Below are 6,646 nucleotides of genomic sequence, written 5' to 3'. Positions count from 1 at the left end.
CACAGGATCCTGGGCAGCCGCAGCCCGGCCAGGAACGGCCGTTCGGGCAGCCGCAGTCGAGTCAGGGGCAGCCGTTCGGGCAGGTGCAGCCGGGCCATGCGCAGCCCGGCCAGGGGCAGCCGTTCGGGCAGGGGCAGTCGAGTCAGTCACCGGGTTTTGGGCAGCCGCAGCCGAGTGAGGGGCATCCCTTCGGGCAGGCGCAGCCCAGTCAGGGGCAGCCGTTTGGGCAGGCGCAGCCGAGTGAGGGGCAGCCGTTTGGGCAGGCGCAGCCCAGTCAGGGGCAGCCGTTTGGGCAGGCGCAGCCGAGTGAGGGGCAGCCGTTTGGGCAGGCGCAGCCCAGTCAGGGGCAGCCGTTTGGGCAGGCGCAGCCGAGTGAGGGGCAGCCCTTCGGGCAGGGGCAGCCCAGCCAAGGACAGCCGTTCGGGCAGGGGCAGCCGAGTCAGGCGGAGCCGTATTCGCCGCAGGCGCAGTTTGGACAGTGGCAACCCTGGCAGGGGCAGCCTGTTCGCGGGCAGTTCGCGCAGCACGGGCAGGGCCAACAGCACGGGCAGGGCCAACCGCCGGCGCAGGGCCAGCCAGCACAGGGTGAGCAGCCGACCTCTTGGGTCCACTCCGGACAGTCCACCGCCTCCATCCCGGGCCAACAGCAGGGGCCATTGTGGGCGCGGAACATCCCGCTGCCTCCGATAGCCCCGCCGCAGCCGGGCGCAAAGCCGCCCGCGGCGCTGTCCGAGGACGATCCGGCGCCCACCAGCGTCCTCGGCGAGGCGCCCGAGACGCTGAGCATCGAGCCGCCGGCACCGGCACAACCCGAGGAAGAGCCGGCCACCATCCACGAGCGGCCGGAGAAGGACAGCACACACGGCACCGGCTCCAGCTCGGTACCGACCGGCCGGCGGACCGGCTCTCGCGGGGCCCATCGCGGGCGACTGGGCGCGGGCCTGGTCGACGTGCCCGTCGTACCGGTCAAGGACCCGGCCTCGGCGGTCCTCAAGGACCCCGCGGTCAGCGAGAACAAGCGCTTCTGCAGCAACTGCGGTGCTGAGGTCGGCCGCGGCAAGGACGGCAACCCCGGCGCCACCGAGGGCGAGTGCGAGACCTGCGGCACCTCCTTCAACTTCCGGCCCCGGCTGGTCCGCAGCGACCTCGTCGGCGGGCAGTACGAGGTCCTCGGCTGCCTCGCCTACGGCGGCCTCGGCTGGATCTACCTGGCCAAGGACCACAACGTCTCCGACCGGTGGGTCGTGCTCAAGGGCATGATCGACACCGGCGACGCGACCTCGATGGCCTCCGCCGTGGCCGAGCGGCGCTTCCTCGCCGAGGTCGAGCACCCGAACGTCGTCCGCATCTACAACTTCGTCCAGCACCCCGACCCGAAGACCGGCAACCTCGTCGGCTACATCGTGATGGAGTACGTCGGCGGACAGTCCCTCCGCCAGCTCGCGCTGGAGCACCACCGGGAGACCGGCCGCGCCGAGCCGCTGCCGATCGGGCAGGTCATCGCGTACGGCCTGGAGATGCTGCCGGCGCTGGGCTACCTGCACAGCATCGACATGCTCTACTGCGACCTCAAGCCGGACAACGTGATCCAGGCCGGCGAGCAGCTCAAGCTCATCGACCTCGGCGCGGTCCGCCAGGCCGACGACTACGAGAGCCCGCTGTTCTTCACCCTCGGCTACAGCGCGCCCGAACTGGCCACCGAGGGCGCCTCGATCGCGTCCGACATCTACACCGTCGGCCGGACGCTGGCCGTCCTGTCCATCGAGTTCGCCGGCTACACGACGCGCCACAAGCACACCATGCCGAGCCCCGAGGAGGAGCCGCTCTTCGCGCTGTTCGGCTCCTACTACCGGGTCCTCAAGCGGGCCACGCACCAGAACCCGGTGCTGCGCTTCGCCTCCGCGGAGGAGATGGCCGACCAGCTCACCGGCGTGCTGCGCGAGGTCATGGCGCTGGGCACCGGCCGGCCGCGGCCGGGGCAGTCGACGGTCTTCGGCATGGAGACGCGGACATTCGGCTCCGGCATGGTCGTCGGCGAGCACGGTTCGCTGCCCTCGCCGGACCCGCTCGACGTCGCCTCGATCCTGCCGCTGCCGATGGTCGACACGGACGACCATGCGGCCAGCACCCTCGCGAGCATCACCGCGACCGAGCCGGCCGAGATGGTGGCCGCGCTCGCCTCCGCGCCGCAGGACTCCATAGAGGTGCGGCTGCGGATGGTCCGCGCCCGGATCGAGCTGGGCGACATGCGGGAGGCCGCCGCCGAGCTCGAGGCCGCGCGCCGGCTGGTCACCGACCCGGCGGACTGGCGGCCGGACTGGTACGAGGGCCTGATCGCGCTCGCCTCGCGGCGGCCGGCGGACGCGACGGCGGCGTTCGAGAAGGTCTACGACGCGGTGCCGGGCGAGATCCCGCCGAAGCTCGCCCTCGCGATCAGCGCGGAGTACTCCGGCAACTTCTTCGTTGCCGCACGGTGCTACGAGCTCGTCTGGCTCACCGACCACTCGTGGGTCAGCGCGGCGTTCGGGCTGGCCCGCGTGTACCTCGCGCAGGGCGGTCGCAAGAGCGCCTTCGAGGTCCTGGAGGCGGTGCCGGACACGTCGAGCCACCACGTCGCCGCGCAGGTCGCCGCCATCAAGATCAAGACCGGCGCCGTGCAGCAGAACGGCGAGCACGACCTGCACGACGCGGCCCGGCGGCTGGAGCGGCTGGCGCTGGACGCCGAGCGCCGCACGACGCTGTCCGCCGAGGTGCTGGAGGCCGCGTACAGCTGGGTGCGCGCCGGGCGCCCCGGCGCGGCCGCGGCCGGCTCGGACACCCGCATGGTGCTGGGCTGTCGGCTCTCGGAGCGGGAGCTGCGCTTCGGGCTGGAGCGCTGCTACCGCGCCCTGGCCCGGCTGGCGAGCACGCAGGACCAACGCCACGAGCTGGTGGACAAGGCGAACGCGATCCGCCCCCGCACGGTGACCTGACCGGCGACCTGACCTGCGACCGGGTCAGCGGTCGCCGGGCTGCAGCTCGATCAGCGAGATGTCCGGCGGGGCGCCCACGCGGACCGGCGGGCCCCAGAAGCCCGCGCCCCGCGTGACGTACAGCCACGTGTCGTCCACCTTCGTCAGGCCGGCCAGCGACGGCTGGGCGATCGACACGACGTGGTGGAACGGGTACATCTGGCCGCCGTGCGTGTGGCCGGACAGCTGCAGGTCGACGCCGTGGGAGGCGGCGTCGGAGACCTGCACCGGCTGGTGGGCCAGCAGCACGACCGGGCTGTCCGGCGTGCGGTCGGCGAGCGCGCGGTCGAAGTCCGGGCCGTCGTCGCGGGAGCGGCCGTTCACGTCGGTCACGCCGGCCAGGTCCAGGGAACCCGAGCCGCGGGTGATCGTCGTGCCCTCGTTGCGCAGGGTGTGCACGCCGAGGCGGTCGAGCTCGCGGATCCAGCCGTCCGGATCGACGAAGTACTCGTGGTTGCCGGTCACGAAGAAGCTGCCCTCGCGCGGCGCCAGGTCGGCCAGCGGCGCCGCGGCCGAGCCGAGCTCCTCGACCGAGCCGTCCACGAGGTCGCCGACGATCGCGACCAGGTCCGGCGACGACTCGTTGATCATCCGCACGATCCGCTCGGTGTGGGACCGGCCCAGCAGCGAGCTCAGGTGGATGTCGCTGACCACCGCGATCCGGAAGCCGGCGAGCGTCGGGTCCAGCCGGCGCAGCGTGACGGGCACGCGAAGCACGTCGGGCGGCCCGAGCGCGTTCGCCATGCCGACGCCGGTCACCGAGGTCGCGGCAACCCCGGCCACCAGCCCGAAGCCGCGCGCGAGGAACAGCCGCCGGCTCGGGTCGACGGGCCGCGCCGGCTCGGCATCGGAATCGGCCTCCGGTTCGGAGTCAGGCTCGGAGTCGGGCTCGGCCGAGGGGGCCGCGGGTGACGTGGCGGTCGCCTCGAGGGGCCGGCGGCGCACCCAGCCGCGCAGCGCGAGCCGCGGCAGCTCGAGCAACAGGGTGATCACGAACAGGTAGAACATCAGCGCGAACCATGTGTACCCGGGCCAGGTGAACCACTGCGCCACGGCCGGTGAGATCTCCCGCCCGAGCGTCAGCGTCGCGAACACCAGCAGCGCCAACAACACAGTCGCGATCGTCGCCGCGCGGCGCGTTCTGCCCGGCCGCGTGGTGTCCTTGACCAGCCGTTTCCACAGGTACCAGTGCATCAGCGCGAACAACGCGCCGAGGATGATGCCGAACAATCGGGCTCCTAGGGATTGATGTCGAAACGGCGTTCGCGCAGGAGCCCCGGATCCTTGGCGACGGCACGCAGGTCCTCCGCGCGCCCGTGCTCCATGAAGTGACTGAAGTCGACCTCGACGAACAGCGCCCTGGCCCGCAGCGCGACCGGCCCGTCCGGCGCGTTCAGCCGGCCGTCGGCGCTCGCGTACACCTTGCGCCCGGCCAGGCCGTCCAGCTTGCCGACGATGTAGAGCGTCGAACCGACCGGGACCGGACGCAGGAAGTCGGTCTCCAGCCGGCCGGTCACCGCCGGGCGGCGCAGCAGCTGGCCGACCGTCGAGCCGAGCGCCTCGTCGAACGCGCAGGCCAGCAGGCCGCCGTGGGCGAGGCCGGGCGCGCCCTGGTGCGCCTCGGTGACGGTGAACTGGGCGAGGACCGTCTGCCCCTCGCCGGCCTCGGTCTGCAGGTGCAGGCCGTGCTCGACCTCGTCGCCGCAGCCGAAGCAGTAGGCGTAGTGCGGCCCGAGCTTGTTGCCCGGCTCGGGCGCGTCCGGATGCCGCTCGGGCAGCTCGACCGCGACCGGAGGCCACGACGGGGGAACTCGACTCACGCCGACCAGCGTAGTTCGGTCCCGATGTTGCCCCGGTGAGTCGTCGCCGTGCCCCGCTGAGCAGCCCGTGTGGGACCGGCGGACCGGCGGGGATGCAATGGGTTCGACCGAGGAGGTGCGTCATCGAACAGGAGCGGCCGGGGCGGCCCGGCGACGAGAGCATCCCTTCGGTGCTGGACGTCGTTACCCCAGCACTGGAACGCTCGTCGGCACTGGCCGACGAGCTGGCCCAGCTGCTGGTGCCGGCGCGCTTGTTCAACTGAGTCGTGCTTGTGACCAGTTGTGCACTACGCGGCGGATTTGGTGGCCCGGTCACGTCGATACGACCAGGCTGTGCGCAACAGGTGTTGTACGGGGTGGAGGATTGGGTCCATGGCGCGCGAACGGGTGGACAGCTTCACGGAGGCCAAGCGGCTCTCCGGGGACCACGAACGGGTCCGACCGGGCAAGGATCGGGCGAACATCCATGCCGGCGACGTCGTCGCGCACGGCGCCACCGGGCAGAACGTGGACGGCATCTCGGCCGACTTCCAGCGGCTCACCGACCTCTACGGCCAGCTGCAGGGCCTGCGCGACCGGCTCGTGCAGCAGCGGGCCGCGGCGGTCGAGCTGTCCGGGCCGCTCACGGACGGCTCCAGTCCGGTCACCGGGCCGATGCGCAAGGCGTTCCGCCAGCGGGCCGACGTGGACGAGGGCGTCCAGGGCGCGCTCGACCAGTACATCGGGGAGCTGGACGCGGTGCGCACCGCCATCGTCAACACCCTGCAGACCTACCGGGGCGTCGAAGGTGACGCCGTCGCCCGGTTCAACCAGGTCGTGAACCAGGAGGAGACCGGCCGATGACCGCCCCGGACGACTACGACCGCGACCGCCGGCACAAGACCTACGGCGAGGTCCACCGCCCCGACCGCGAGGCCCGCGAACGCTCGGAGCGGCGCAAGGACATCAAGCGCAAGAACCGGCAGCCGGGGCACTTCGGGAAGGCCAACTGGGAGGCCTACCAGCACCACGAGCTCTACAACATGATCATGAAGGCCGACCCGCGGCAGATGTACGACCGCGCGCAGCACTGGAAGCGGCTGGCGGACGAGATCGAGACGACCACCACCGAGGTCCAGAAGGTCGTCGAGCAGGTCATGACCAGCTGGCAGGGCCAGGCCGCGGTGAACGCGGGCTCGGCCACCACGAGGCTGATGCAGTGGGCCGGCACCGCGAGCCACACGGCCGGCTCGGTCGCCGAGAACATGTCGACCTACTCCGACACGGTCGCCACCGCGCAGCGGCGCATGCCGCCCCCGAGCTTCGCGACCGCCGAGCGGCGCTTCCGCGACGGCTACACGGTGATGACGACCGGCGGCCCGGCCGACGCGGTCTTCCTCAAGCAGCTGGTCTCCGACGGCATGGTCGGCCACGAGCAGGCCAGGTCCAACAAGGCCGAGGCCGTCAACGTGATGGAGGACTACGAGCAGGACAGCCGGGTCGTCCACGAGAAGATGCCGCACTTCGAGGACGCCGGCCCGACCACCAAGGACTCGCCGACGTGGGCGCCCGCGGCCACCGACCCGAGCGGTGGCGGCACCGGCGCGGGCGGCGGCTCCAGCTCGCCGGGCGGCTTCCCGCCGGGCGGTGTGGGCGCGGTGCCCGGCGGCAACTCCTCGACCACCCCGTCCAGCTTCGCGCCCCCGGCCGCGACGGCCCCGACCGGTCCAGGCGGCGGCTTCCCGCCCGGCAGCACCGGCTTCGGCCCGGGCGGCCTGAACGGCGGCGCCGACCAGCTGCGCGGCGGCGGCGGCTTCGGCGCGTACGGCCCCGGTG

Annotated in this window: 6 protein-coding genes; 3 read left to right on the top strand and 3 right to left on the bottom strand. The window is 72.5% G+C overall.

Annotated elements, in window-relative coordinates:
• Window positions 1–146 precede the first annotated feature (146 nt).
• Window positions 147–611: a hypothetical protein gene (locus ACRDSK_RS30500; RefSeq protein ID WP_431444851.1), complete on the bottom strand. Its 465-nt coding sequence runs from the start codon at window positions 609–611 to the stop codon at window positions 147–149.
• Window positions 612–656: 45 nt separating this feature from the next.
• Between ACRDSK_RS30500 and ACRDSK_RS30495 the strand changes: the two genes are divergently transcribed.
• The gene (locus ACRDSK_RS30495) at window positions 657–2,972 is read left to right on the top strand and encodes a tetratricopeptide repeat protein (RefSeq protein ID WP_431444850.1); all 2,316 of its coding nucleotides are present in this window, start codon (window positions 657–659) and stop codon (window positions 2,970–2,972) included.
• A gap of 24 nt (window positions 2,973–2,996) precedes the next feature.
• Here ACRDSK_RS30495 and ACRDSK_RS30490 read toward each other — a convergent pair whose 3' ends face one another.
• A complete protein-coding gene (locus ACRDSK_RS30490; RefSeq protein WP_431444849.1) occupies window positions 2,997–4,241 on the bottom strand; it encodes a metallophosphoesterase in 1,245 nt (414 codons plus the stop codon).
• 8 nt (window positions 4,242–4,249) lie between these two features.
• Window positions 4,250–4,831, bottom strand: coding sequence for a PaaI family thioesterase (locus ACRDSK_RS30485; RefSeq protein WP_431444848.1), 582 nt, complete (start codon window positions 4,829–4,831; stop codon window positions 4,250–4,252).
• Window positions 4,832–5,203: 372 nt separating this feature from the next.
• Here ACRDSK_RS30485 and ACRDSK_RS30480 point away from each other — a divergent pair, with 372 nt between their 5' ends.
• Together ACRDSK_RS30480 and ACRDSK_RS30475 are read left to right on the top strand one after the other, a co-directional pair.
• On the top strand, window positions 5,204–5,674 hold the full coding sequence (locus tag ACRDSK_RS30480) for a hypothetical protein (RefSeq protein ID WP_431444847.1): 471 nt from the start codon (window positions 5,204–5,206) through the stop codon (window positions 5,672–5,674).
• Window positions 5,671–6,646 (top strand): WXG100 family type VII secretion target (locus tag ACRDSK_RS30475; protein WP_431444846.1); only part of this gene is annotated, 976 nt, incomplete at its 3' end. The genes ACRDSK_RS30480 and ACRDSK_RS30475, both read left to right, overlap by 4 nt.

The organism is Actinophytocola sp. (genome assembly GCF_050699915.1).
Lineage (GTDB): Bacteria > Actinomycetota > Actinomycetes > Mycobacteriales > Pseudonocardiaceae > Actinophytocola.
The sequence above is the reverse complement of the archived record's forward strand: the minus strand, read 5'-3'. Positions and strand labels throughout refer to the sequence as shown.

Coding starts and splice junctions, on each gene's coding strand:
- ACRDSK_RS30480 (WP_431444847.1), top strand. CDS start 5,204: ATGGCGCGCGAACGGGTGGACAGCTTCACGGAGGCCAAGCGGCTCTCC.